Origin of the sequence: Nitratiruptor tergarcus DSM 16512 (genome assembly GCF_027946175.1) — a bacterium.
Taxonomy (GTDB): domain Bacteria; phylum Campylobacterota; class Campylobacteria; order Campylobacterales; family Nitratiruptoraceae; genus Nitratiruptor; species Nitratiruptor tergarcus.
Genome location: NZ_AP026671.1, coordinates 743,366 through 767,430, shown reverse-complemented (window position 1 = coordinate 767,430; position 24,065 = coordinate 743,366). Strand labels below are relative to the sequence as shown.

The 24,065-nt window shown below is 36.3% G+C and carries 30 protein-coding genes; 18 read left to right on the top strand and 12 right to left on the bottom strand.

The window, feature by feature from the left end:
* Position 1: 1 nt before the first annotated feature.
* The 5 genes from NITER_RS04040 to NITER_RS04020 are packed head-to-tail and all read left to right on the top strand — an operon-like array spanning position 2 to position 6,049.
* Positions 2 to 214 carry a DNA-directed RNA polymerase subunit omega gene (locus NITER_RS04040; RefSeq protein ID WP_084275756.1) on the top strand — a complete coding sequence of 71 codons (213 nt, stop codon included), beginning with the start codon at positions 2 to 4 and terminating at the stop codon, positions 212 to 214.
* A complete protein-coding gene (locus tag NITER_RS04035; protein ID WP_084275757.1) occupies positions 215 to 2,359 on the top strand; it encodes a RelA/SpoT family protein in 2,145 nt (714 codons plus the stop codon).
* An 8-nt stretch (positions 2,360 to 2,367) separates the two neighbouring features.
* Positions 2,368 to 3,567, top strand: coding sequence for a tyrosine--tRNA ligase (gene tyrS / locus NITER_RS04030; RefSeq protein ID WP_084275758.1), 1,200 nt, complete (start codon positions 2,368 to 2,370; stop codon positions 3,565 to 3,567).
* Positions 3,567 to 4,658: a nitronate monooxygenase gene (locus NITER_RS04025; protein WP_084275759.1), complete on the top strand. Its 1,092-nt coding sequence runs from the start codon at positions 3,567 to 3,569 to the stop codon at positions 4,656 to 4,658. The genes tyrS and NITER_RS04025 overlap by 1 nt, the downstream gene beginning before the upstream one ends.
* Complete coding sequence (locus tag NITER_RS04020; RefSeq protein ID WP_143779640.1) at positions 4,655 to 6,049, top strand: N-acetylmuramoyl-L-alanine amidase family protein; 1,395 nt, start codon at positions 4,655 to 4,657, stop codon at positions 6,047 to 6,049. Before NITER_RS04025 ends, NITER_RS04020 begins: the two co-directional genes overlap by 4 nt.
* 13 nt (positions 6,050 to 6,062) lie before the next feature.
* On the opposite strand, the gene ppa is transcribed toward NITER_RS04020, so the two are convergent.
* The 10 genes from ppa to aspS all read right to left on the bottom strand — a co-directional run bounded on the left by ppa (position 6,063) and on the right by aspS (position 12,254).
* Positions 6,063 to 6,584 (bottom strand): inorganic diphosphatase, encoded by a 522-nt coding sequence (gene ppa, locus NITER_RS04015; protein WP_084275760.1) that lies wholly within the window; start codon positions 6,582 to 6,584, stop codon positions 6,063 to 6,065.
* 49 nt (positions 6,585 to 6,633) lie between these two features.
* Positions 6,634 to 7,041: a thioredoxin family protein gene (locus NITER_RS04010; protein WP_084275761.1), complete on the bottom strand. Its 408-nt coding sequence runs from the start codon at positions 7,039 to 7,041 to the stop codon at positions 6,634 to 6,636.
* Positions 7,042 to 7,049: 8 nt separating this feature from the next.
* The gene (locus tag NITER_RS04005; RefSeq protein WP_084275762.1) at positions 7,050 to 7,379 is read right to left on the bottom strand and encodes a hypothetical protein; all 330 of its coding nucleotides are present in this window, start codon (positions 7,377 to 7,379) and stop codon (positions 7,050 to 7,052) included.
* Positions 7,380 to 7,382: 3 nt separating this feature from the next.
* Positions 7,383 to 7,916: a carboxymuconolactone decarboxylase family protein gene (locus NITER_RS04000; protein WP_084275763.1), complete on the bottom strand. Its 534-nt coding sequence runs from the start codon at positions 7,914 to 7,916 to the stop codon at positions 7,383 to 7,385.
* Positions 7,917 to 8,522 (bottom strand): TetR/AcrR family transcriptional regulator, encoded by a 606-nt coding sequence (locus NITER_RS03995; protein ID WP_084275764.1) that lies wholly within the window; start codon positions 8,520 to 8,522, stop codon positions 7,917 to 7,919.
* Positions 8,523 to 8,680: 158 nt separating this feature from the next.
* Positions 8,681 to 8,956, bottom strand: coding sequence for a DUF503 family protein (locus tag NITER_RS03990; RefSeq protein ID WP_084275765.1), 276 nt, complete (start codon positions 8,954 to 8,956; stop codon positions 8,681 to 8,683).
* Positions 8,947 to 9,705, bottom strand: a complete 759-nt coding sequence (locus NITER_RS03985; protein WP_084275766.1) for a competence/damage-inducible protein A — start codon at positions 9,703 to 9,705, stop codon at positions 8,947 to 8,949. The genes NITER_RS03990 and NITER_RS03985 overlap by 10 nt, the downstream gene beginning before the upstream one ends.
* Positions 9,686 to 10,264, bottom strand: coding sequence for an adenylate kinase (locus NITER_RS03980; RefSeq protein WP_084275767.1), 579 nt, complete (start codon positions 10,262 to 10,264; stop codon positions 9,686 to 9,688). The genes NITER_RS03985 and NITER_RS03980 overlap by 20 nt, the downstream gene beginning before the upstream one ends.
* Before the next feature lie 2 nt (positions 10,265 to 10,266).
* Positions 10,267 to 10,497 (bottom strand): FeoA family protein, encoded by a 231-nt coding sequence (locus NITER_RS03975; RefSeq protein WP_084275768.1) that lies wholly within the window; start codon positions 10,495 to 10,497, stop codon positions 10,267 to 10,269.
* Positions 10,494 to 12,254 (bottom strand): aspartate--tRNA ligase, encoded by a 1,761-nt coding sequence (aspS, locus tag NITER_RS03970; RefSeq protein ID WP_084275769.1) that lies wholly within the window; start codon positions 12,252 to 12,254, stop codon positions 10,494 to 10,496. Before aspS ends, NITER_RS03975 begins: the two co-directional genes overlap by 4 nt.
* Positions 12,255 to 12,345: 91 nt before the next feature.
* On the opposite strand from aspS, the gene NITER_RS03965 reads away from it, so the two are divergent.
* The 13 genes from NITER_RS03965 to mrdA are packed head-to-tail and all read left to right on the top strand — an operon-like array spanning position 12,346 to position 22,718.
* A complete protein-coding gene (locus tag NITER_RS03965) occupies positions 12,346 to 13,188 on the top strand; it encodes an NAD(+)/NADH kinase (protein ID WP_084275770.1) in 843 nt (280 codons plus the stop codon).
* Between the two features lie 2 nt (positions 13,189 to 13,190).
* Complete coding sequence (locus NITER_RS03960) at positions 13,191 to 14,720, top strand: AAA family ATPase (protein WP_281848033.1); 1,530 nt, start codon at positions 13,191 to 13,193, stop codon at positions 14,718 to 14,720.
* On the top strand, positions 14,717 to 15,496 hold the full coding sequence (locus tag NITER_RS03955) for a TatD family hydrolase (RefSeq protein ID WP_084275772.1): 780 nt from the start codon (positions 14,717 to 14,719) through the stop codon (positions 15,494 to 15,496). The genes NITER_RS03960 and NITER_RS03955 overlap by 4 nt, the downstream gene beginning before the upstream one ends.
* A gap of 2 nt (positions 15,497 to 15,498) precedes the next feature.
* On the top strand, positions 15,499 to 16,704 hold the full coding sequence (locus NITER_RS03950) for a lytic transglycosylase domain-containing protein (protein ID WP_084275773.1): 1,206 nt from the start codon (positions 15,499 to 15,501) through the stop codon (positions 16,702 to 16,704).
* On the top strand, positions 16,688 to 17,464 hold the full coding sequence (locus NITER_RS03945; protein ID WP_345741522.1) for a septal ring lytic transglycosylase RlpA family protein: 777 nt from the start codon (positions 16,688 to 16,690) through the stop codon (positions 17,462 to 17,464). The genes NITER_RS03950 and NITER_RS03945 overlap by 17 nt, the downstream gene beginning before the upstream one ends.
* A 1-nt stretch (position 17,465) precedes the next feature.
* The gene (hisB, locus tag NITER_RS03940; protein ID WP_084275774.1) at positions 17,466 to 18,038 is read left to right on the top strand and encodes an imidazoleglycerol-phosphate dehydratase HisB; all 573 of its coding nucleotides are present in this window, start codon (positions 17,466 to 17,468) and stop codon (positions 18,036 to 18,038) included.
* Complete coding sequence (locus tag NITER_RS03935) at positions 18,035 to 18,532, top strand: KdsC family phosphatase (protein ID WP_084275775.1); 498 nt, start codon at positions 18,035 to 18,037, stop codon at positions 18,530 to 18,532. Before hisB ends, NITER_RS03935 begins: the two co-directional genes overlap by 4 nt.
* Positions 18,532 to 19,029, top strand: coding sequence for an LPS export ABC transporter periplasmic protein LptC (gene lptC, locus NITER_RS03930; protein WP_159445321.1), 498 nt, complete (start codon positions 18,532 to 18,534; stop codon positions 19,027 to 19,029). The genes NITER_RS03935 and lptC overlap by 1 nt, the downstream gene beginning before the upstream one ends.
* Positions 19,026 to 19,487, top strand: coding sequence for a lipopolysaccharide transport periplasmic protein LptA (gene lptA / locus NITER_RS03925; RefSeq protein WP_084275777.1), 462 nt, complete (start codon positions 19,026 to 19,028; stop codon positions 19,485 to 19,487). Before lptC ends, lptA begins: the two co-directional genes overlap by 4 nt.
* Positions 19,484 to 20,101 (top strand): ribosome biogenesis GTP-binding protein YihA/YsxC, encoded by a 618-nt coding sequence (gene yihA / locus NITER_RS03920; protein ID WP_084275778.1) that lies wholly within the window; start codon positions 19,484 to 19,486, stop codon positions 20,099 to 20,101. The genes lptA and yihA overlap by 4 nt, the downstream gene beginning before the upstream one ends.
* Positions 20,070 to 20,531 carry an N-acetyltransferase gene (locus tag NITER_RS03915; RefSeq protein WP_084276594.1) on the top strand — a complete coding sequence of 154 codons (462 nt, stop codon included), beginning with the start codon at positions 20,070 to 20,072 and terminating at the stop codon, positions 20,529 to 20,531. Before yihA ends, NITER_RS03915 begins: the two co-directional genes overlap by 32 nt.
* A complete protein-coding gene (locus tag NITER_RS03910; RefSeq protein ID WP_084275779.1) occupies positions 20,495 to 20,944 on the top strand; it encodes a hypothetical protein in 450 nt (149 codons plus the stop codon). Before NITER_RS03915 ends, NITER_RS03910 begins: the two co-directional genes overlap by 37 nt.
* Positions 20,934 to 22,718, top strand: a complete 1,785-nt coding sequence (gene mrdA / locus NITER_RS03905; protein WP_084275780.1) for a penicillin-binding protein 2 — start codon at positions 20,934 to 20,936, stop codon at positions 22,716 to 22,718. The genes NITER_RS03910 and mrdA overlap by 11 nt, the downstream gene beginning before the upstream one ends.
* Here mrdA and NITER_RS03900 read toward each other — a convergent pair.
* Positions 22,702 to 23,628, bottom strand: coding sequence for a calcium/sodium antiporter (locus NITER_RS03900; RefSeq protein WP_084275781.1), 927 nt, complete (start codon positions 23,626 to 23,628; stop codon positions 22,702 to 22,704). The two genes, mrdA and NITER_RS03900, sit on opposite strands and share 17 nt — an antisense overlap.
* Positions 23,628 to 24,047 carry an rRNA maturation RNase YbeY gene (gene ybeY, locus NITER_RS03895; RefSeq protein ID WP_084275782.1) on the bottom strand — a complete coding sequence of 140 codons (420 nt, stop codon included), beginning with the start codon at positions 24,045 to 24,047 and terminating at the stop codon, positions 23,628 to 23,630. The genes NITER_RS03900 and ybeY overlap by 1 nt, the downstream gene beginning before the upstream one ends.
* Positions 24,048 to 24,065 lie beyond the last annotated feature (18 nt).

Sequence of the window (24,065 nt, the reverse complement as noted above, 5' to 3'; positions counted from 1 at the left end):
GATGAGACTTGAACAGATAGCTGCAAAAGCATTGGAAAATGTTGGATTTGATAGATACCTCCTCTCCCTTGCAGTAGCCAAAAGAGCTAAAGAGCTTGCTTTAGGGAATCCTCCAATGGTAGATGTAGATCCTAAAAAATTTAAATATACTGACATAGCTATTATGGAGATAGCAGAGGGTAAAATTAGTATCGAGGTCAAAAAATCCTCGTAAATGAAAGAGCTTATCGATAAGATTAAGAATATAAAGAGTGTTGAAGAAGCACAAAAGCTCCTCTTCACCCTCTATCCACCTACGAAAAAAATTCAAAAAGCTCTCCAGTTTGCAAAAGATGCTCACGAGGGGCAGTACCGTAAAAGTGGAGAGCCTTATATTATTCATCCCATTTTAGTAGCTGCTATCACCGCTTTTGTTACCAATGATGAGACGATGATTATAAGTGCACTTTTACATGATGTAGTAGAAGATACATCTCATTGCATAGAAGAGATTGAAGAACTTTTTGGCAAAGATGTGGCAAGCCTTGTGGAGGGGCTTACAAAAATCGTTGCAATTCGTAGTGAAGAGCTTATCCCTTCAAGCTCTAAAGAAAAGCTCATTACTTCAGCACTCTCATTTCGTAAAATGCTCATAGCCTCTATTGAAGATGTGCGAGTTCTTATTGTAAAACTTTGTGATAGACTCCACAATATGCTCACTCTTGATGCTCTTCCAGCAGCAAAACAGAAAAGAATTGCTGAAGAGACTCTTGTAGTTTATGCTCCGATAGCCCATAGGCTTGGTATTGCATCTATAAAAAACTACCTTGAAGATCTCAGCTTTTACTATCTTTTTCCTCAAGAGTATCAACGTATTGATGAGTTTATTCGTTCTCATAAACTAGAGCTACAGATGAAACTCAATGAGTTTATTGATGTTGTCAAAAAGAAAATGGTGCAAAACGGCTTTCGCATTGACGATTTTGAAATACTTTCGCGTATCAAGCACTACTACTCAATTTATCTCAAAATGCAGCGCAAAGGTATCTCTATCGAAGAGGTACTAGATCTTCTTGCTATTCGTATTCTAGTAAAAGAGAAACTTGCTTGCTATAAAGTTCTTGGCATTATTCATACAAATTTCAAGCCTTTAGTGATGCGCTTCAAAGACTATATTGCTGTACCAAAAGAGAATGGCTACCAAACTATCCATACGACTGTTTTTGACAACTCTTCAATATTTGAAGTGCAGATTCGCACATTCAAAATGCACCATACTGCAGAGTTTGGAGTAGCAGCACATTGGAAATATAAAATTGGTGATGTTGGCGTCAATCTTGCTTGGCTTGAGAACCTCCAGTACCAAAATGAAAATATTGAAGAGTTTTATGAGCTTGTAAAAAATGATCTTTTTAGTGAAGATATCTCAGTCTTCTCCCCAAAAGGCGATGTTTTTACCCTCCCACGAGGCGCAGTTGCTCTTGATTTTGCCTATGCTGTGCATACTGATATTGGTAACAGAGCAAAAGCTGCTTATATCAATAAGCAGCGTAGTACGCTGCTCAGTGAACTTAAAAATGGAGATATTGTTAGAATCGAAACGGCAAAAGAGCCAATACTGCGCTGTAGCTGGATAGATGCAGTAAAAACCTCTAAAGCAAAAGAGCAGATGCGCATTCTATGCCGTCAAAAATTCAAAGAGATAAATGCAAAAGCAGCTATTAATATTTTGGCAAGTGAGCTAAGAACAGATCCTAAGCAAATAAAAGAGTGGATAGAAGAGCATGATCTTACTCCTCAGCTACACCGCATTGCAACCGAGATTAATTACCTCAAAGAGATTAAAAATAGATACCTCAGTGAATATAGAAAGAAAAAAGGTATGCTTTATCTCCTTGCTCCAAAGCATGTGAAACTGGAGCCAAAAGAGCTTGAAAATTTTGTGATATATACAAGCTATTCTATAAATAGTGTGGAGTTTGATTACTGCTGCCATCCAAAAAGGGGTGATGAGATAGTTGCTTTTAAAGAGGGAAACAAAGCTATCGTACATCACAAAATGTGCCACAAAGCTCAAAAACTCATAGATGAGGGAGTCCCAATGCTCTATATTGAGTGGAAAGAGGACTCATTGCCTCACTATAAACTTATAGCCCTTCTTCCTGATCGCAAAGGTGCGCTTGCGCAGTTCTTGCAATATTTATCAAAAATAGATATAAATATTATCTCCATAGAGCTGGGTAAAAATGTAGAGCAGACTAATATGTGTGAGATGGAGTTTGAATCAAATATTAGCGATAGCGAGGTTTTAAGGAAAAAAATAGCTTCAAAAGTTAAAATATTAGAATTTATAAAATCGAGTGATGCATATAATAGATAGGAGTATGGATGATTCAAGAAGCGCTGGCTGAAATCAAAAGAGGTACAGCAGAAATTATTGATGAAGAAAAAATTGTAGAGCTTCTCAAAGAGTATTTTAATTCTGGAAAAGAGTACTATGTTAAAGCAGGTTTTGATCCTACTGCACCAGATCTCCATTTAGGCCATACAGTACTTTTGCAAAAACTAGCAACCTTTCAAAAATATGGCGGTATAGTGCAGTTTATCATAGGTGATTTTACAGCAATGATAGGTGATCCTACAGGAAAGAGTGAAACAAGAAAAAAACTTGATCGCGAAACTGTGCTCAAAAATGCAACGAGCTACAAAGAGCAGGTATTTAAAGTGCTCGATCCAGCAAAAACAGAGGTCGTTTTTAATTCTAAATGGCTTGATGCTTTGGGAGCTAGTGGACTTGTGGAGCTAACTACTCTTTTTAGCGTAGCAAGAATGTTAGAGCGTGACGATTTTGAAAAACGTTTTAAATCCAATAAGCCTATTGCAATCAGTGAATTTATCTATCCTCTTTTGCAAGGGTATGATAGTGTACATCTTAAAAGTGATATAGAAATTGGTGGAACAGATCAGAAATTTAATCTTCTCATGGGACGTCACCTGCAAAGAAGTTATGGTATAGTAAAAGAGCAAGCAGTCTTAATGATGCCTATTTTAGAAGGTCTTGATGGTGTACAAAAGATGAGTAAATCTCTTGGTAACTATATAGGTGTCACTGAAGATCCAAATACCATGTTTGCAAAGCTTCTTAGCATTTCAGATGAGTTGATGTGGCGCTACTATGAGCTTTTGAGTAGTAAGAGTCTTGAAGAGATAAAAGCACTCAAAGAGGGAGTATCTAAAGGAGAAATCCATCCAAAAGCAGCGAAAGAGCTTTTAGCGATGGAGATTGTTGCTCGCTACCATAACAGCGAAGCTGCTGAGGCTGCAAAAGCTGAATTTGATAAAATACATAAACAAAAGGATATCCCAACAGATCTCAAAGAGGTTACGTTGCAAGGTCCAATATGGATAGCCAAAGCGCTTGTTGAAGCAGGGCTTGAGCCATCTACTTCGCAGGCACGCCGCGATATCCAAGCTGGTGCAGTGCGTTTAGATAAAGAAAAAGTGCAAGATAAAGATTTACAACTACAAAGCGGAGAGTATATTGCACAGGTAGGAAAACGTAAATTTGCGAAATTGAAGGTGCTATAATGGGCTTGCCATCATTAAAAATTGGAAAATACACCATTAAATATCCTATCATCCAGGGTGGAATGGGTGTAGGAATAAGCTGGGACAAGCTTGCTGGCAATGTGAGTAAAGAGGGTGGATTGGGAGTTATAAGCTCTGTAGGTACAGGCTACTATCAAAATAAAAAATATATTGAAAAAGAGGTGGCTGGACGGCCTTTGGAGACAGCAAATTTCTACTCCAAAAAGGCGCTTTTTAAAATATTTGAAAATGCAAGAAAAATTTGTGGTGATGCTCCACTGGGTGCAAATGTTCTCTACGCTATCAATGACTATGGTCGAGTGGTGAGAGACTCTTGCGAAGCTGGCGCCAATATTATCATAACTGGTGCTGGACTTCCCACTAATATGCCTGAGTTTACGAGAGACTTTCCAGATGTTGCTCTTGTGCCTATAGTGTCTAGTGCAAAAGCATTGAAGATCATCTGTAAACGATGGACTACAAGATACAATAAAATTCCTGATGCAGTTATAGTTGAGGGGCCCTTAAGTGGAGGACATCAAGGCTTTACCTATGAGCAGTGTTTTATGGAAGAGTTTCAGCTGGAAAATATTGTTCCTCAAGTCATTGAAGAAGCGAAAAAATGGGGAGAGATACCAGTCATAGCTGCAGGTGGCATATGGGATCATAACGATATTAAAAAGTATCTTGATATGGGTGCTGCTGGAGTACAAATAGGTACACGTTTTATCGGTACATATGAGTGTGATGCCAGTGACACATTCAAGAAAATTCTTTTGCAATCAAAAAAAGAGGATATCATCTTACTCAAATCTCCTGTAGGATATCCGGCAAGAGGTGTGCGTACAAAACTCATTGAGCTTGTTGAAAAGCGTGAAGGCCCTGCTATTAAATGCATAAGTAACTGCGTTGCACCATGTCACAGAGGTGTGGAAGCAAAAGAGGTAGGGTACTGTATAGCTGATAGACTCAGTGATGCATATAGAGGGGATGAAGAGCTAGGTCTCTATTTTAGCGGTGCAAACGGATATCGCCTGAATGAACTACTCAGTGTCAAAGAGTTGATGCAACGGCTTGTAGAGGGAGAGTGATTATTAGATTTTTTCTTTTTGTACTATTTTTAACTACCTTCCTTCATGCTTCTGTTGTAAATAATATCAAAGAAGCTGACTACTACTGCTCTTTAAATAATAAAGACAAAAATCTCAAAGGCTTGAATAGATTCAAGTCTTTGTATATAAAGTCTATGATAGATGATGACAAAAATCTACGTATCAAAGCGCTTCAGGGACTTATAAAGTGCTCTAAAAAACTGGGTCTTGCGCATAATGAATATGATAGCGAACTCTATACTCTCATTGGCAATAAAAAAAGCAGTACCAAAGTACATAAAAAAAAGAAGTATACAAAGAAAAGTGTTAAACTCCTTAAGAATAGATTGGTAAAAGTTGTCTTGCGAAGAGGATATGTAGATTTCTTTTTCGATTCTCCCGTAAAAAGTTCTTGGATATCAACTTCTACATTGAAGAGAAAAAATTCCTATAAAATTATTTATGATATAGAAGGAAGACTAGGATTTAAGAGTAAAACATATAGACTCAAAAGTGTTAAATATCTTAAAATTGCCCAATTTACTCCAAAAAAAATCCGCATTGTTTTTGAACATTCCCGCCCTTTTGGAACTAATTACAAAATTAAAGGAAATAGACTCTCCATCTATCTTGGCAAAAAGAGTACATTAAAGCAAGTGGTACGTAAAAAAGATTTACCAAAAGCTGTCCCACAAAGTGTAGAAAATTCTAAAAAGGTTATTGTTATTGATCCAGGACATGGGGGAAAAGATAGCGGAGCTATTGGATATAAACGGAAAAAAGAGAAGGATATTGTTCTTGCAATTGCGAAGCGTGTCTATAAAAAACTCAAAAATGCTGGATTTAAGGTCTATATGACAAGAAGAGGGGACTACTTTGTCACACTGCGTAATCGCACGAAATTTGCCAATAGGGTGAAAGCACACCTCTTTATTTCCATTCACGCCAATGCTGCGCCAAAAAGAAGTAAATATCTGAGTATGAAAGGGCTTGAGACTTTCTATCTCTCGCCAGCTAGAAGTGAGCGAGCAAAGCGTATTGCGGCATTGGAGAATAGAGCTGATATGGAAAATCTTAGTTACTATAGTAAAAACGTTTTTTTGGATTTTATCAACAGAGCAAAAACAATCGAATCAAACAAGCTCGCTATCGATATACAGCGCAACATCCTTTATAAAGTACGCTCTCGCTACAAAGTGGTTGATGGGGGAGTGCGGCCTGGACCATTTTGGGTGCTTGTTGGAGCACAGATGCCTGCAATATTAATAGAGGTTGGTTATATTACAAATCCCACTGAAGCAATGCGTTTAATGAGCCCTTATTATCAAAATCTTATTGCTGAAGGTGTTGTAGCAGGTATTGAGAGCTATTTTAGAAACAGTAGACGCTAAGAGAAAAACTCCCTTAGCCTTTGTAGTTTTGTATTGCTTCTTCAAGAATTTTTGTAGCTTCGTCTTTTCCTTTGTACTCTTTGACTTTTACCCATTTATTTGGTTCAAGTATTTTATATGTTTCAAAAAAGTTTTTAATTTTATCAAGAGTGTGTTGTGGAAGATCATGAATATCATTGATATCTGCATAGGTTGGATCTACTTTTGTAACAGGAACTGCAAGGAGTTTTTCATCCATACCACTTTCATCTTCCATCACCAAAACGCCAATAAGGCGGCTTTTTATAACACTGCCAGGAATCAAAGGGTAGTCTGTAAGTACTAAGATATCTGCTGGATCACCATCAGCAGCAAGCGTATTTGGTACAAAGCCGTAATTTGCTGGGTAGTACATAGCGCTATACATAATGCGATCTACAAATATAGCGCCACTCTCTTTGTCTACTTCATATTTAATATTTGAACCGTAAGGGATTTCTATGAGTGCATGTACTTTATCAGGATTTTCGCCACATCCTATTTTATTTAGATCCATTTATCTCTCCTCTTTTCAAATTTGCAGACTATTATAGTAAAAGAAAGATTTAGAAAAGTTTATAGCGTTTTTTTCTTCGTTTGACATCATCGAGATAGGAGAGAAAATATGCGACATTGACATAGCCAAGGACAGGTCTTATGATCTGTTTTTGAGTTGGAGTTATGAAAAATGTTGTTGGCGTATATTTAGCACGAAAAGATGCTGGATAGTCATTACGCTCTTTCCAGATTTTTACAGCTATGACCTCTTTATTGATACGATCTTTTACCTTTTTGTTGTGTAGTGTTTCTTGCACCATTTTTTTACACCAGTGGCAATTTTTACTCTCATAAAAAATCATAAGTGGTTTATTGCTTTTCTTCGCTACCGCAAGTGCAGTAGAAAAATCCTTTTGCCATTGAATCTGCGCTGCAAGCAAAAGAGGCACAAAAAGTATAATAATAAATTTAAGCATACTCTCTCCTATCCGCAGTTAAGGCCATCACAGCTACGCACAACTCCAAAATCTCTACCATTATTATGTAAAAATTTATGGAGATATTTACCTCTTCTTTTGAAATATGATGAGTTGAGCTTTTTTAGAGCCTTTGGAAACTCTTTGTGCAAAGTACGGAGTTTTTTTGCACCATTGGCAAACATTGCATCCCATTCATCGCTATTGAGCATGGCTGCACCTTTGAATGCAGGACCATGGCAGAGGCTACAAAGTTTTTTATATGCGTTCATGCCTTTGCTTGAATATCCAAATGTATAAACTGATAAAAGAAATATCCCAGTAATTATATATCGCATCTCTTATCCTTTTCCAAGTCCAAAGACATTGGATAGTGTATTGATATAGTTAAAATAGCCTGTTATTGCTACTGCTTCAAGGATCTCTTTATCACTCCATCCATACGATTTGATTGCATCGATATCTTCTTGTGTCATTTTATAGTTATCCTTTTTTGATGCACGAATGCAAAACTCCAAAAGTCTTTTTGTTTTTTCATCAGTATGCATAGCATCTATTCCTTGCAAAATCTCATCGATTTGCTCCTGGGTGAGTCCGAGCATTTTTGCAATATTTTTATGCACATCCACACACATTTTGCAACTATTCTCTTTTGAAATTAAAAGTGCAATTGCTTCTTTGATATAGTAGGGCAGATGTGTCTGTTTTATAAGGTAATTTTGTACCATTGTATCGGTAGCGTTGTAGATATTTTCATCAACTGCAAGCAGTTTGAATATTTCACCAAGTGTTCCTGTTTTTTCTAGAATAGGGCGAGCTTTTTCCTGGATTGCTGGGCTCATCTGTTCAAATTCAGGTAATTTTATGTATGCCATTTAAACTCCTTTACATTGTTGTAGATTAGCTATTGCTTTTTGTGTAAGATAGGGTTGGAGAATTTTTTTAATCTTTTGGGTGATACGTAAAGCTGCTGCTTCATCCTCTTTTTCTCCCATAATAGTAAGAAATGGTGTCCAAAACTGACTATAAAGCATGATAGTTTGGGCAATAAACTGATGCATTTGCATCGCTTTTTTCTCGATACAACCATTAGTGACAAGATGCTTTATAAGTTCTAGCAGTTTTTCATATTGCGCTTTGTTATCCTTTATGACAGCCTGTTGTAACAAAGGATCACGGCGCATGAGAAAAAGCAGCTCTTTGCGCAAAAACCTGTATTTCCACCAAACATTTGCAACATAGCGGCAATATGTATTCATTTCGCATAACGATGCAGGCAAAGGAGCAGAGAGAAAGCCTATTTTTTGCATCATTTGCTTATAGAGCTCATAGATTATCTCCTCTTTGTTTTTATAGTGATAGTAGAGATTACCAGGACTTACACCTGCCTCTTTGGCAATATGATTTGTTGTGATTGTTTTTGTATCATAGTTATTGAAAAGCGCCAAAGCAGTTTCTAAAATTATCTCTTTTTTATCCATTACAAGCCTTTAGAGTAATTACTCTAATAAGATAGTATAAAAAATAGAGAAGTAAGTCAAATAATGTAACATTATTTTATAGATAAGTATAAAGTATATTTTGAGGAACTGTGTAGTATTTTATATGGTGCCCGGATGCAAGCTGCTATAGTAAATATTTACAAAATTTCGTAAGAAATTGTATATTCAATATCACTCATGTAGTTATCAAGAAGATTACGTACTTTTTCAATTTTTTTATGGGCTTCATTTTCATTTTTTGCAAAAAAAAGAAGAGCCAAGCTAGCTTCTTTTGCATACTCTCCACTCACATCGGTGACGGCCATATTTTGGTGTTTAAGTTTCTCTTTGAGAGAGTTGAGAATTTTGCGTCTTCCTTTGAGAGATGTAATATAGGGAAGATCCAGTGTGATGAGAAGATGTACTATGAGCATCGTTCCGCTTTTTTATATCTAAAGCCTCGTTTTTCTACTTCATTGATGAAAAACTGCATCCAATGTTTTGCTTCTTTTTTATCTGTAGAAGCAATTGAGATCACATCAAAATATCGATTATCTTCAATAGCTGGCAAAGAAGAAAACTCAATATCTTCTGGTATCTTTTTCATAATATCTAAAAGATCGTTTTCACTCGCTTCTACGCATATTGTGAGTCTATAAAGTTTGGGAGCTTTGGGGTAGAAGAGATCGAGTACTTGCTCTACCATTGGGTGAGCCATCTGTGGAAAACCTGGAACAAAGAAAAATCTCTTATGAAGATAAAATCCAGGGACATTATTAATGGGATTATCTAAGAGTTTTGCATCTTTTGGCAGCATTGCCATATTGATACGGTGTGGATAAGTATCTTTTCCAAATCTATCAATAATACGCCTCTTTGCCTCTTCATGCATATAGAGTTTTCCATCACCAAAGACTTTTGCAGCTATTGCTCTTGTATAATCATCTGGAGTTGCTCCAATACCACCGAAACTAAACATTACACTTTTGGGATCATCTTTTATGAGGGTAAAAATCTTTTCTATGAGAAGTGGATCATCTTCAATAACAAAAGAGGCTTTGAGTTTCCAGCCCCTTTGAAGGAGCGAGTTACGAAGAAAGGCAAAATGCCTATCTTCACGTCTTCCGTTGAGAATTTCTGTGCCAATTATAACTGCATAAAAATTAGGAGTTTGCTTTTTCAAGGATGAACTTCTCTAGCTCTTCTACAATCTCTTCTATAGTTCTCTCACCATCGATTTTTTTGAGCAGTCCCTTGCTTTCATAAAATTTCTCTATCTCTGGTAAAGGCTCTAAATAGACTTTCATACGATTATTAAAGACCTCTACATTATCATCTGCGCCTCTAGCTCTACCTAGAACACGTTCTCTTGCTGTCTCTTCGCTTACGACTATCTCAATGACAGCTTTGAGTGTAATATCAGGGCTTTGTGTAAGCATTGCATCAAGAGCTTCCATCTGCTCTACGCTTCGAGGAAATCCATCTATGATAATGATGTCTTTATCACTACTTAAAATTGCATTTTTAATAGTATCCATAACAATTTCAAGAGGTACTAGCTTACCGTTATCTACATAGCTAGCGATAGTAGCGCCAAGTGGTGTTCCTTTGGCAATCTCTGCGCGCAAGAGTTCACCTGTAGAGTAGTGAATGATTTTATCACTGTTTCTTTTTGCTACAAGTTCAGCATCTGTAGTTTTCCCACTTCCTGGGGCTCCAATTATTAAAAATAGTTTTTTCACTTTTACTCCTTTACTTTTTCTACTTCAATTTTTTTTGCTTGTCCTCGACAAAGTGCAATTTTGGTACCATTTGCTTCTACCTGTATTGGACCAAAAAAGCTTTTTTGCAATACTTTAACAATATCCCCTCGCCGAAAACCCATAGCTTCAAGCTTGCATTGCATCTCATTACACTCATTTTCAAAGCTTACAACTTTTACAATATCACCGCTTTTTGTATCGCTTAGTTTCATACCTTTTTCGGCTCTCTAATCCTTATATGGAGTTCTTTAAGCTGCTCTGGGTCTACTGGACTTGGAGCATGGGTGAGTAGACATTGCGCTTTTTGCGTTTTAGGAAATGCGATCACATCTCTAATATTGTCACGTTTTGTAAGTAACATTACAAGTCTATCAAATCCAAGGGCAAAGCCTCCGTGAGGGGGTGCACCATATTGGAGTGCATCAAGTAAAAAGCCAAATTTCTCACGTGCTTCTTCATCACTAATTCCAAGGATCTCAAATATTTTCTTTTGAATTTGCGGTTTATGAATCCTGATACTTCCACCACCAAGTTCTACACCATTGAGAACAATATCGTAAGCTTCACTGGTCATCGCTTCGATATCTTCACTATCTACATTCTTTGGCATTGTAAAGGGGTGGTGGAGTGCTTTGATTTTCACCTCTCCCTCTTCGATCTCAAACATTGGAAAATCAACAATCCATACAAACTCATATCTATCTTTATCTATGAGTCCAAGTTTTTTTGCTACTTCTGCTCGGAGTCTTCCCATATAATCAAGCACAGTTTTTTTAGCACCTGCACCAAAGAAGATGAGATCTCCTGCTTCTACGCCGCAACGCTCTATAAGTCTATTTTTTTCATCTTCACTTAAAAACTTCACAATAGGACCTTGTAGATCTCCATCCTCTTTGACTTTGACCCATGCAAGACCTTTTGCACCAAACTTCGCTACGAAATTGGTGAGTTCATCTATATCTTTTCTTGTCAATGTATCAGCGCCATTTTTGACTGGAAGAGCTTTGATGCGGTTAAGTTTTTTGTATTGTGCAATATCGCGAAAGACTTTGAGCTCAGTATCTTCAAAAATATCAATGACATCGACAAGTTTAAGATCGTAGCGAAGATCTGGTTTGTCGCTACCGTAATTCTCCATTGCTTCATGGTATGGCATGCGGCGAAAAGGGGTTTGAACCTCTATGCCACTTGCTGTAAAAATCGCTTTGATGAGCCCTTCAGCAATTGCAATTACTTCATCTTCAGTACAAAAGCTCATCTCCACATCGATTTGGGTGAATTCAGGCTGTCTGTCAGCTCTTAAGTCTTCGTCACGAAAACATTTAGCTATTTGAAAATAACGATCAAATCCTGCTACCATCAAGAGCTGCTTAAAAAGCTGTGGTGATTGTGGCAGAGCGTAAAATTCTCCAGGATAGAGCCTGCTTGGAACTAGATAGTCTCTAGCACCTTCTGGAGTAGATTTTGTGAGAACTGGAGTCTCAACCTCCAAAAAACCATTTTCATCAAGAAAGTTTCTTGCAGCAATTGCTACTTTGCTGCGAAGTTCAAAAGTCTCATATGCTTCTTTTGTGCGCAGATCTAAATAGCGATATTTAAGACGAATCTCCTCATTGACGTTTGTATCACCTATTATAAAAGGGAGTGGTGCACTCTCATTTTCTATAGTAAGTTTATCTACAACTACTTCAATTTTACCAGTTTTTAGACGTGGGTTTTCAAGCCCCTCACCGCGTAATCGCACCTTTCCTTTAGCAATAAGTACATACTCATCTCGTACTCTTGTAGCGATTTTATGTGCCTCTTTGCTATCAGCGGGATCGCATACAAGCTGGATAAGCCCAGTTTTATCACGCAAATCTATAAATATGACTCCTCCATGATCGCGGTAGCTATTTGCCCATCCACAGAGCACTACCTCTTTGCCTACGTCGTTTTCATTTAGTTGAGCGCAGTAGTGTGTTCGCAAACTCTCTTCCTTTAAATTTTTGGCTCAATTATACAAAAACTAATCTTTAAAAAGTATGATATGTTAAAATATGACAAAAAAAGAGTGTTCCATGGATATCAAGTGTGCAGGAATTATCATAAAACCGGGTGGGGAAAAGCTTAAAGATACGTATAAGCGTATCAAAAAAGCTTTTGAAAAAGAGGATATTGCTATCAAAATTGATAGATCGAGTGCACAGATAATTGGTGAGAAAGATGGTTTGAGTTTTGATGAGTTGTGTCAGGCATGCGATATTCTTGTCTCTTTAGGAGGGGATGGAACGCTCATTAGTGTAGCAAGACGGAGCTATGAATATCATAAACCTGTACTTGGTATCAATGTAGGGACTCTTGGTTTTTTGACAGATATAAAACCAGAAGATGTTGAGAGTTTTGTAAAAAAAATAAAAAAGAATGATTTTCGCATAGATACGCGTATGATGATAGAAATTGCTATACTTGGAAAAAAAGAGCGCATCCTCTCATTTAATGATGTAGTTATCACTAGGCCAGCTGTCTCAAAAATGATATATATCGATGTGTTCATAGAAGATAGCCTCATGAATAGCTACTATGGGGATGGACTTATTATCTCAACACCGACAGGATCTACTGCATACAATCTCTCTGCTGGTGGACCTGTAGTCTATCCTTTTTCAAATGATTTCATCTTCACACCTATTTGTCCACACTCTTTGACGCAGCGTCCATTGGTGCTTCCTGCAGAGTTTGAGTTTAAAATTACTACCAAAAGCAAATCGGCTCTCATTGTCATTGATGGACAAGATATGTATGAATTTACACCAAAAGATATTGTAATAGTGAAAAAAGCACCTATTGGTGCGAAACTTATTCATCGTAAAGAGCGCAACTACTTCAATGTGCTTCGCGAAAAACTTGGATGGGGAATATAGTTTTGGTTGAGAGGCTTTATCTCAAAGAACATTTTGGATTTGAAGAGGTAGTGCTTAGTTTTCGTAACTCTCTTATTGTTTTTACGGGGCCCAGTGGGGCAGGAAAGAGTGTTCTTATAAATGCGCTGTTGGCTCTTTTTGGCATGAAAAATCCAGAAGCGAAAGTGAGTGAGATTGTTGTACAAGCAAATGTGGATCTTGAAAGGTTTGGTATAGAGAGTGAAGAAGATATTGTAATTATACGCTCTATGAAAAAAGAGAAGAGCCGCTATTTTATCAATGAGCAGAGCATCTCGAAAAAGTCTTTACAAGAGCTTTTTTCTCCGATGGTTTCTTATCTCAATCAAAAAGATCAGAGTTTTTTCGCTAGCACAAATATTTTAAATATTATAGATGATTTTGTAGAGAGTGAGGAGTTTGTAAAAAATAAGCTTCTTTTGCAAGAGTTGTATCAGCGCTACATAAAGACAAAAAAGCATTTAGAAGAGATTGAGCAAAAAGAGCAAAAATCGCAAGAGTTGCGAGAGTTTTTGGAGTTTGAGATTGCAAAAATCGATCGTATCAATCCTCAAGTGGGTGAATATGAAGAGTTAATGCAGGTAAAAAAAGAACTCTCCAAAAAAGAAAAAATTGCACAAGCTTTGCAGCGAGCAGAAAATATTTTTGAATATGAGAGTGCAGTGCAAGAGGCACTAGATCTTATAGGCAAAAGCAGCGACTTTTTTAATGCAACAATGAATGAATTGCGTGATATTTTTTACGCAGAAGCCACACGTCTTGAAGAGCTTGAAGAGGTAGATATTGAAACAGTTTTAAGCAGAATCGAAGAGCTCTCATCATTAAAAAGAAGATACGGAAGTATTGAAGAGGCAATAGAGCAGCGTAAAAAGAAAAAAGAGGAGCTTGAAGCATTAGAAAATATTAGTTTTGAAAAGGAGCATTTGCAAAAAGAGCTCGATTCTTTGCAACAGCAGTTGCAAGATATTGCTGCATCTATTACGAAGGCACGAAAAGAGGCAGCAAAAAGAGTGCAAGAGAGAGTCAATGAGTACCTCCATCAACTCAAACTCCCTGCAGCAGCTATAGCAATAGAGAATAAAAACCTTGATGCAAGTGGAGCAGATGAAGCAGAAGTATTACTTAATGGTGTAAATTTTAAAAATATAAGCTCTGGAGAGTATAATAGATTAAGACTTGCTTTTATGGCTGCCTGGAGTGATGTGGGAGGGAAAAAGGGAATTTTAGTACTCGATGAGATAGATGCAAATATCAGCGGTGAAGAGTCTATGGCAGTAGCAAAGATCCTCAAAAAACTCTCTTCTAATTATCAAATTTTTGCTATTTCACATCAAGCACAACTTGCAAGTCTAGCTGATCAACACTTTTTAGTAACAAAAGAAAATGGTAAAAGCAGTGTTAAAGAGATTGAAGAGGAACAAAGAGTTGAAGAGATTGCAAGAATCATAAGTGGAGAAAAAATTACGCAAGAAGCAAAAGACTTTGCCAAAAAACTACTCAAGGAGAGTATTTGATAATAGATACACATACCCATCTTGATCATAAAATGTTTTATGAAGATGTTGATGAGGTAATTGCACGAGCAAAAGAGGCTGGTGTAGTAAAAATGGTGATACCTGGAGCTGATCCAGCTGATTTACCTCGAGCAGTGGAACTGAGTGAAAAGTATGAAGAGATCTTTTTTGCAGTAGGAGTGCACCCTTATGATATTGATAAGTATGACAAAGAGTATCTCAAAAAATATATTACCCATCCAAAGTGTGTAGCTGTTGGAGAGTGTGGGCTTGATTACTATAGATTGCCCAAAGAACCTACAGCAAAAGAAGAGAATATAAAGAAGCAGAAAGAGGTTTTTATCGATCAAATAACGCTAGCAAAAGAGTTTGATTTACCCCTTATTGTACACATCAGAGAGGCAAGTCAAGATGCGCATGATTTATTGCACGCACATGCAGGAAAAAGAGGGGGAGTGTTGCATTGTTATAATGCTAGTCCGCTGCTATTGGATCTCAAGGAGCGATTTTATTATGGTATTGGAGGAGTGTTGACATTTAAAAATGCTAAAAAACTTGTTGAAATTATTCCAAAGATTCCATTTGATAGAATTGTTTTAGAAACTGATGCACCATACCTTACGCCTCATCCTTTTAGAGGCAAGCGTAATGAGCCAGCATATACTAAGTTTGTAGCACAGAAATTAGCTGAGATTCTTGGAAAAAGTTATGAAGAGATTTGTGATATCACAACGAAAAATGCTATGAGGCTTTTTGATTTTGCAGACAAAGGGTGAAAATGAGAATTGTATTAATCTTATTAATATCTATTCATTTTGTATTAGCTTCTTATGATGCGAAGGGTGAGAATAGTATAGGACACTATATTACAAAGAGTTTGGATCTACCCACATCATTTTTATATAGTAAAAAATTCCAAAAAATAAAAAGAGAATATGCACGTTACAAAAATCACCACTTTTTTAATGTAAATAAAGTTGAGACATATTTTGTACCAGAACTTGTAAAAATAATTAATGCATACAATATCCCCGATGTTTTTCTATTTATGGCTTTGGCTGAATCTAATTTTGCAGTAAAAGCAAAATCACATAAAAAGGCTGTAGGAATTTGGCAATTTATGCCTGCAACTGCAAAAAAGTATGGTTTACGAATAGATGAGTTTGTAGATGAGAGAAGAGATCCATACAGATCTACTAATGCTGCTATCAAATATCTCAAAAGACTCCATAAAATGTTTGGAAAGTGGTATTTAGCTGCTTTGGCATATAATGCTGGAGAGGGTGCTGTGAAGCGAGCTATTAAAAGGGCTGGTACAGATGATGTAAGAGTGTTACTAGATGAGAAAAAGAGATATCTTCCTAAAGAGAGTAGACGCTATTTGTATAAAATAGTGATGCTGGCACTCATGGCGAATGATAATGAATATATGCTTAATAGCGATCTTGCATATATTCTCACAAGAGGAGAAGAGTTTGATATTATGCCTGTAGAGATTAAAGGTGCAGAGCTGCTTGATTATGTAGCAAACAAAATCAAATTGCGCCTCAACTACCTACAAGATCTCAATCCCCATATTAAAAGGGGCTTTACACCTCCTGATGTTAAAAAATACTCCATTTATATTCCAAAACTTAAATTTAATGAATTCAAAAAATTCTATAAACCCTCTAATAGTGTAAGAGGATTTTTGGTCTATAAAGTTAAAAGAGGAGATAGTCTCTATAAAATTGCCCATCGCTATGGAATCAAAATAGCTCTTATAAAAAAGTTCAACCATCTCTCTTCCAATCTATTACGACCAAATCAAAAACTCATTCTCCCAATTGCCAAACGCTCACGTCGTATATATAGAGTAAAAAAAGGAGATACGATTCTCAAAATTGCCCATAAATTTGGTGTTGATGCTAAAAAACTAAAAATTTGGAACGATAAAAAAGATAACTTTTTAAGAATTGGAGAGAAGCTTGTTGTGCTCTATTAGAAATGTTGCATTAATTGGTATAATAAGCCTCTTTTTTTGGGGATGCGGCTCTAAACAAGAGATTAGCTATTTTCCTCCATCAAAGCCGACTTTTGGTAAACCTATAAGTTCAAACGCAGTACACAGAGCCACTATGCGTCCCTATACAGTCAATGGAATTACTTACTATCCAACAGTTGTTGAGGTAGGGACAAAATATCGAGGAATTGCTAGCTGGTATGGACCAAACTTTCATGGGAAAAAAACAAGTAACGGTGAGATTTATAATATGCATGATTTTACCGCAGCACACAAAACGCTTCCTATGAACACAATGCTAAAAGTCACAAATTTACGTAACCATAAGAGTGTAATTGTAAGAGTCAATGATAGAGGCCCCTTTGTAGGAAATAGAATTATTGATCTCAGCTATGCAGCTGCAAAACAAATAGGTATGATAGGTACTGGTACAGCACCTGTGGAATTGGAGGTGTTGGATTTTGATAAAAATATTGCTTCGCTTCCAAATATGCCGCGTAAATCGATAGTTCTTACAAATTTCGCAGTGCAGATAGGATCCTTTAGACGCTATCAAGGTGCTTCTATTACACGTGAACGCAATGCTTTAGTAGATGGACGCTACCGTGCAGTTGTCAAAAAATTTATATTTGATGGAGCACCTCTTTATAGAGTTTGGCTGACTGGTTTTCAAAGTGAAGATGAAGCAAGAGATTTCATACGAACTGGTAGATATCCTGGAGCATTTATTATAAGGAATTAAAATGGTAAAAGTTGAGAGAAAAACAAAAGAGACCGATATACAAGTAGCCCTTGATATTGATGGAACAGGGGAGAGTCAAATTGATACTGGTATTGGCTTTTTTGATCATATGTTAGAAGCCTTGGCCAAACATGCGAGATTTAATCTTGAAGTCTATTGTAAAGGAGATATTCATATCGATTTTCACCATAGTGTAGAAGATGTGGGTATTGTACTGGGTGAAGCATTTTATAAAGCAGTTTTTCCTGTAGAAAATAGAGAGCGTTTTGGTGATAGTGTAGTTGTAATGGATGAGGCTGCAGTAAGCTGTGCGCTCGATCTCTCTAATCGTCCCTACTTGGTCTATGAAACATCTTTAGATGGAAAAGTAGGGGAGTTTGATTGTGAGCTTTTTGAAGAGTTTTTTAAAGCTTTTGTTTTTAATGCACGAATCACTTGCCACATTGTTGAGCTTCGTGGTAGAAATAGACACCATATTGCTGAAGCCTCTTTTAAAGCTTTAGCCGTTGCACTGCGTAGAGCTTTAAGAATTGATACACGAGCGGGGCTGCCCAGTACCAAGGGAGTTTTATGATAGAACTCATTGTACTAGATGTTGATGGATGTATGACAGATGGCAGTATTATTTATACAAATGAAGGTGATGAACTTAAAGCATTTAACGTCAAAGACGGCTTTGCAATAGTACAGTGGATACGTCTTGGCAAAAAGGCTGCGATAATTACAGGGAGAGAGTCGAAAATTGTTGAACGCAGGGCAAAAGAGCTTGGAATAGAGTATCTCTATCAGTGTGTCAAGAGAAAAGATGAAGCGATAGAGGAACTAGCGCAAAAGCTTCATATACCTTTAGAGAGTGTTGCTGCAATTGGAGATGATCTTAATGATTATCGTTTGCTCAAAGCTGTAGGAATCTCCTTTGCTCCTGCAGACGCGGTGGCATATATCAAAGAGCGTGTAGATGTAGTGTTGAAAAATGGTGGTGGCAAGGGTGCTGTAAGAGAGATGATTGAGTACCTTTTACAAAAAGAGCATCTTTATGCAGAATATCTCGATTATTGGGTAAAGTAGTGAAAATATATATTTTTTATCTTTCACTTTTTGGATTTATTCTTTTTTGGCTGATTTTTTTTAAACCTTTTGAGGTAGAAATAGCTAATCAGCCACGAGCAAATGTTGAGTTGGGTAAGTTTGTCTTTTCTATTTTTAATACTCAAGGTATGAAATTACATCTTGAAGGCGATGAAGCGATCCAAAAAGCGACTACAATGGTGATAAAACATCCACGCATACAAACAGATGATAAAAAGCTCTTTGCAAAAAAAGGTGTTTATGAAGGAGAAAAGATACTAAAACTACAAGGTTCGATTTATTACATGAGTGAGGAATTTGAATTTTTTACTCAAAGTGCTCAATATTTCATTGAGAAGAAAATCCTTTATGTACCAACACCTTTTAGAGTTGTATCTGCGAAAATGGAACTCAATGGGAGTAAGATGCAATATTATCTCGATTTAGATAAAATAGTAGCTTATGATATTAAAGCTATAGTAAAGAGTGCAATATGAAAAAGATATTCTTCATACTTTGTTTAAGCTTTTTTTCGCTATATGCAGCACAAATAGAGATAACATCAAAGAAATTTGAAGCAGATCAAAAAAAACTATTTTCTAAGTTCATTGGTAATGTAATATTTAAAAAAGGCAGTGATATTATCAAAGCTGATGAAGTTTTTATATATTTCAACAAAGCAAAAAAGCCGCAGAAAATTGATGCAAAAGGGCATGTAACGTTTGTTTTACATGATCAACAGGGCAAAAAATATAAAGGTAAAGCAAAAGAGGTTATTTATTACCCTAGTAAAAAGGAGTATTATCTTCGTGGCAGTGTGGAAATAGTGCAGTTTCCACAAAAAAAGAGGATTTATGCGCAAAACATCTATCTCAATCTCCAGCAGAGTAAAATATCTGTAAAAGGAACACAAGATACTCCTGTAAAGATGATTTTTACAATAGAGGAAAAATGATAAAAGTAAGCAAAGCAACATTTGTCACATCTGCACCTACTATAAAAGAAGCGCCACCAGCAAGTATGAGTGAGGTGGCCTTTTTAGGTCGCAGTAATGTAGGAAAAAGCTCACTACTCAATGCATTGACGCAAAGAAAAAATCTTGCAAAGAGCTCTGCAACACCAGGAAAAACAAAGCTCATAAATTTTTTTGATGTTGTTTACAAAGTTGATGAGAATATCTATCCTCTTCGTTTTGTAGATCTTCCAGGTTATGGGTATGCAAAAACGAGTAAATCTCTTAAAAACGCTTGGCAAAAGAGTCTAACAGAGTTTTTGCAAAAAAGAGAATCAATTAGAGTATTTGTACACCTTATAGACGCAAGACATCCAGAAATGGAGTTAGATGCGCAAACACGACTATTTTTACAACGTATTCAAAGAGGTGATCAAAAGGTAATAGAGGTTTTTACAAAAGCAGATAAACTCAAACAAAAAGAGAGAGCCAAAATAAAGCGACTCTATCCTGATGCCCTTTTGATTTCAAGCATGAACAAAGAGGGGATAGAAAAACTTCAAGAAAAGATACTCGAACATGTCTTTGGTAACATACAAAAAACCGATTCTCACTGATATTCCAGCTATGCAAAGTCTGGTGGCACAATATGTTAAAGATGGTATAATCCTGCCAAGAAGTGATGACGAAGTGGCAACAAATATACGATCATATATTGTTGCTTCAATAGAGGAGAGCATAATCGGATATGTTGCACTTCATATTCATAGTATGCGTTTAGCCGAGATACGCAGCCTTATAGTTAAAGAGGAGTTTCAAGGAAAGGGAATAGGAAAAGAGCTTGTAACACGGGCTCTTGAAGAGGGCAAATCTTTAGCTGTCCAAGAGATATTAGCACTTACGTACAACAGGGAGTTTTTTGAAAAACTGGGATTTCATGAGATACCAAAAGAGCAAATACCAGAACAAAAAATCTGGCAAGATTGTATAAAATGCAAGCATTTTCCTATATGCAACGAAGTGGCGATGTTAAAAAGAGTCAATTAAGAATCTTTATCTATCTTATCTTACTTTTTGTATATGAACCTTTAACAACTATTTTTATCTATCTCCCCTCTCTCTTGGGGGTAGTTGTATGGCTGCTTTTTCAAAAACGGGATGCAATTACTTGGCTTTTTGGTATTGCATATATTTATTTATATGAAATTGATCATGATTTTGTAAGATATACACTCTTTTTCAATCTTTTTATTACACTCTCTTTATTGCAAATTTTATATAAATATTTTGTTTGGAATGTGATGTTGAAAATTGCTAGCAGCGCCTTTTTCTATATAGGAATAATCCTCATCCATATAGTTTTGGGATATATTTTACAAATAATTTATCCATTAGATTATTGGATAGTTGGCTACTATATGCTTTTAGATATCTTGGTATTGGTGATATATGAGAAGTAGATTTATACTCATTCTCTTTTTTATTGTTTGGGGTATTTTACTCTCTCGTATATATTTTCTCTCTATTAAGTCCAATAGCTACTATGAAGCTTTAGCAAAACAGAATATGATAAAAAAGGAGTGGATTGTTCCTGTTCGTGGAGAGATTCTTGATAGATTTGGAAAACCTCTCGCAGTGAATAATATTGGATTTAAGATAAAAATTGTTCCTCATTTAAAAAAAAGAGAAAAACTACTTGGCTCAATTGAGAAAATAACTGCAAAGTTTAGTGATCTCAATACTTCAAAACTCATAAAACGCTATAGAAAACATGATTCACCTTATAATCACGATCCTATTGAAGTAGTACCATTTATTTCATATGAGCGTATGATGCCCTATTATACAAAGCTTTTACTCGATCCTCTTATAAAAATAGAGCCAGCTTTTAAGCGCTTTTATCCACAAAGAGAGATAGCATCACATGTAATAGGATATGTTTCCAAAGCAAATACAAAAGATACACAAAGAGATAAAGTTGCCAAAATTACTGGAATTATAGGCAAATCTGGTATAGAAAAATATTACAATGATTATCTAGAAGGAGAGTTGGGATATAAAAAACTTAAAGTCACTGCTTTTAATAGAGTTATCGATGTCGTAGAAGAAAAGGAGCCAATACAAAATAGAGATCTCTACTTGACTCTTGATTTGAGACTGCAAGAGTTTATCCATAAACTTTTTCAAAATAAAGCAGGTGTAGCAATTGTAATGAAAACAAATGGAGAAATTCTAGCAGCTGGAAGTTTTCCTGAATTTGATCCCAATCTTTTTGTCTCTGGAATTAGCCGTAAAAAGTGGAAAGAACTTATAAATGATCTCAATCACCCTTTTACAAATAAACTTATAAATGGTCTTTACCCTCCAGGATCTACTATCAAAATGGGAGTTGCACTCTCATTTTTAGATTCACGTAAAATATCTCCCTATACACCTTTTTATTGCAATGGAGCTATAGAGTTAGGAAAGCGCAAATTTCGGTGCTGGAAACATACAGGTCATGGAGAGGTGAGACTTATTAAAGCTATTAGAGAGAGTTGTGATGTCTATTTTTATGAAGGGAGCTTGCGTGTTGGTATAAACAAAATTGCTTTTGATCTTCGTAAAATGGGCTTTGGTAAAAAGAGTGGTGTAGATCTTCCAAATGAATTTATTGGTGTTGTTCCTGATAAAGAGTGGAAAAAGAGAAAATATGGATTAAATTGGTATCAAGGGGAAACTGTAGTATCTTCTATAGGACAAGGGTATGATCTTGTCACACCTATGCAAATTGCTCGTTATACCGCTTTGCTTGCTACGGGGAAGCTTCCAACTCCCCATTTTGCAAGGAGTTTTACTTATAAAAACTATATTCCAAAAGAAGAAGATGTTTTAACTCCATTGCAAAAACGCAATCTTAAATTTATACGAAGAGGAATGTATGAGGTGTGTAATCATCCAAAAGGTACAGCCACAAGACATATCTCTTTGCCAATAAAAATAGCAGGAAAAACAGGTACAGCTCAAATTGTGGGTATACCGCAAGATGAAAAAGAGAGAATGAAAGAGGAGGAATTGGCATATTACTCCCGTTCACACGCTTGGCTCACTACATATGCTCCCTTTAAACAACCTCGCTATATAGTAACAGTACTTGTGGAGCATGGTGGACATGGTGGTGCAGCCGCAGGACCAATTGTAAATGCTATATATACAAAAATGATTGAGTTAGGTTATTTTAGGGCACGTGATTAAGTACAAAAACCCCCAGTGTTACTAGGAGCACAATTCCTGCCGATTTGTTATAGAGTCTATTAGCGGCGATAAAGACAAGCATAAGTGATGCTATGAATGCTGTAGCAATATCAAAAGCGTATGCTTGAATATTTACAAGCAAAGGATTGACAACTGCTGCAGAACCAAGAACTACACTAAAATTTGCTACATTTGAGCCTATTATGTTACCTATACTCATATCAGCTTTTTTATTGATAGCTGCTACAACACTTACAATGAGTTCTGGCAGGCTGGTACCAAATGATACAAGAAAAAGCCCAATTATCCATTCACTTACTCCAAGATGGCGTGCTATATTACTAGCACTTTGCACTGCATAATCTGCTCCATAGATGACCATTATAAATCCAAGAAGCAAAAACACTAAAGTGGGTGGCCAATTAAACTTTTCTTGCAAAATCTCTTCATCTATCTCTTCTGCAACAATTGATGGTTCTTGCGAGAGAAAGAGAAGATATCCCCCCATCAATAAGAGAAAGAGCCCCCCTTCTAAGCGTGTTATAGTACCATCAAAAGCAACAAGGAAAAAAATAAATATGGGGAAAAGAGCCCATGAACTATCTTTTCCAAATATATCACGTGAAGGCGAAAGCTTTTTTGCAAGTAAAAAAACAATTCCCAAAACTAAGGTAATATTAAGTGTAACACTTCCTATAACATTAGATACGGCAAGATCACTTTTATGTTTAAAGCTAGCAGCTATACTTGCAGCCATTTCTGGAAGACTTGTGCCTAATGCTATGAGTGTAGCACCAATAACAAATTCGCTTATGCCAAAATGGAGTGCAATTTTTTCAGACTCTTTTATAATGAGATCGGCACCTTTAATAAGTGCTGCCATAGAAATAATAAAAATAATATAATCCATTACTCTTCTGTCCTTACTATAAGACTTTTTGGAAGATTGAAATGCTCAATAATCTCTTGCTCTTTTTTGCGCATTTGCCCACTATCTGCCTCGTGATCGTATCCTAGAAGATGTAATAAACCGTGAGTAAAAAGCAGAGCAATCTCTTCATCAAGAGTATGACCAAATTTTTTTGCTGCTTCATGTGCCTTTTCAATGGAGATGACGATACTACCAAGTGGTGTCATAGGTGCATTTTGCAGGGGAAAACTTAAAACATCTGTTGGTTTATCAATGCCGCGATAGAGATTGTTGAGTTTGCGAATCTCCTCATTATCGACTATGAGTAATTCAATATCTTTATCTGTCAAAAGATCGGCAATTTTTTCGATAATAGTAATATCAAACGAAATTTTTGTTCGATTGTCTAGTTCGATCATTACAATCCATTTTTTGAT

Coding starts and splice junctions, on each gene's coding strand:
- tyrS (WP_084275758.1), top strand. CDS start 2,368: ATGATTCAAGAAGCGCTGGCTGAAATCAAAAGAGGTACAGCAGAAATT.
- NITER_RS03910 (WP_084275779.1), top strand. CDS start 20,495: ATGCAACGAAGTGGCGATGTTAAAAAGAGTCAATTAAGAATCTTTATC.
- NITER_RS04035 (WP_084275757.1), top strand. CDS start 215: ATGAAAGAGCTTATCGATAAGATTAAGAATATAAAGAGTGTTGAAGAA.
- NITER_RS04040 (WP_084275756.1), top strand. CDS start 2: ATGAGACTTGAACAGATAGCTGCAAAAGCATTGGAAAATGTTGGATTT.
- NITER_RS04005 (WP_084275762.1), bottom strand. CDS start 7,379: ATGCGATATATAATTACTGGGATATTTCTTTTATCAGTTTATACATTT.
- NITER_RS03935 (WP_084275775.1), top strand. CDS start 18,035: ATGATAGAACTCATTGTACTAGATGTTGATGGATGTATGACAGATGGC.
- NITER_RS03975 (WP_084275768.1), bottom strand. CDS start 10,497: ATGAAACTAAGCGATACAAAAAGCGGTGATATTGTAAAAGTTGTAAGC.
- mrdA (WP_084275780.1), top strand. CDS start 20,934: ATGAGAAGTAGATTTATACTCATTCTCTTTTTTATTGTTTGGGGTATT.
- NITER_RS03990 (WP_084275765.1), bottom strand. CDS start 8,956: ATGCTCATAGTACATCTTCTCATCACACTGGATCTTCCCTATATTACA.
- ppa (WP_084275760.1), bottom strand. CDS start 6,584: ATGGATCTAAATAAAATAGGATGTGGCGAAAATCCTGATAAAGTACAT.
- ybeY (WP_084275782.1), bottom strand. CDS start 24,047: ATGATCGAACTAGACAATCGAACAAAAATTTCGTTTGATATTACTATT.
- NITER_RS03900 (WP_084275781.1), bottom strand. CDS start 23,628: ATGGATTATATTATTTTTATTATTTCTATGGCAGCACTTATTAAAGGT.
- hisB (WP_084275774.1), top strand. CDS start 17,466: ATGGTAAAAGTTGAGAGAAAAACAAAAGAGACCGATATACAAGTAGCC.
- NITER_RS03950 (WP_084275773.1), top strand. CDS start 15,499: ATGAGAATTGTATTAATCTTATTAATATCTATTCATTTTGTATTAGCT.
- NITER_RS04010 (WP_084275761.1), bottom strand. CDS start 7,041: ATGCTTAAATTTATTATTATACTTTTTGTGCCTCTTTTGCTTGCAGCG.
- lptA (WP_084275777.1), top strand. CDS start 19,026: ATGAAAAAGATATTCTTCATACTTTGTTTAAGCTTTTTTTCGCTATAT.
- yihA (WP_084275778.1), top strand. CDS start 19,484: ATGATAAAAGTAAGCAAAGCAACATTTGTCACATCTGCACCTACTATA.
- NITER_RS04000 (WP_084275763.1), bottom strand. CDS start 7,916: ATGGCATACATAAAATTACCTGAATTTGAACAGATGAGCCCAGCAATC.
- NITER_RS03995 (WP_084275764.1), bottom strand. CDS start 8,522: ATGGATAAAAAAGAGATAATTTTAGAAACTGCTTTGGCGCTTTTCAAT.
- NITER_RS04025 (WP_084275759.1), top strand. CDS start 3,567: ATGGGCTTGCCATCATTAAAAATTGGAAAATACACCATTAAATATCCT.
- NITER_RS03965 (WP_084275770.1), top strand. CDS start 12,346: ATGGATATCAAGTGTGCAGGAATTATCATAAAACCGGGTGGGGAAAAG.